Below are 746 nucleotides of genomic sequence, written 5' to 3'. Positions count from 1 at the left end.
CAATCAGTACCGCTGTGATGAACTCACGTACTGTACGGCCACGTGAAACGCGAGCGATGAACATACCAACGAATGGTGACCAAGAGATCCACCAAGCCCAGTAGAATACCGTCCAGCCTTGGAACCAAGCTTCGTCGGTACGACCAAACGGGTTACTCAATGGAATGATGTTTTCTACGTACGCCATTAATGTTGTTGGGATCGAGCCTAAACTCGCCGCCCAGCCAATCAAACCAACAAGGATAAGCAGCAAAAACGCTACAACCATGTTGATGTTACTGATCACTTTTACGCCGCCGTCGATACCGCGAACAACAGAAACCACTGCGAGCAGAGTAACCACAGTGATAACTACAATTTGCAAACCTAAACCAGGTTCAACACCAAATACATGGTGAATACCACTTGCCGCCTGCTGAGCGCCCAAACCAAGTGATGTCGCTAGACCAAATAGCGTGGCAAGTACTGCAAGAATATCAACGATATGGCCAGCCCAGCCCCAAGCGCGATCGCCCAATAATGGGTAAAAGATCGAACGCATTGATAGAGGCAAACCTTTGTTGTAGGTGAAAAATGCAAGTGAAAGTGCCACAACGCCGTAAATTGCCCAAGGGTGGAGACCCCAGTGGAACATCGTCGCGCCTAGCGCCAAACGTGCGGCTTCTGGTGAGTTTGCTTCTACGCCAAGTGGCGTTTCGTACCAACCAGTGAAGTAAGCCACTGGTTCTGCCACACTCCAGAACATC

General features: G+C 49.9%; 1 protein-coding gene. It reads right to left on the bottom strand.

Features of this window, described 5'->3' with window-relative positions; all coding sequences use genetic code 11:
- The coding region (locus R7O12_RS26595; RefSeq protein WP_318127069.1) for a BCCT family transporter at positions 1 to 746 on the bottom strand (746 nt) is incomplete at both ends.

Source organism: Vibrio sp. Vb1574 (assembly GCF_033338675.1).
This window is presented reverse-complemented; position numbering and strand designations above follow the sequence as displayed.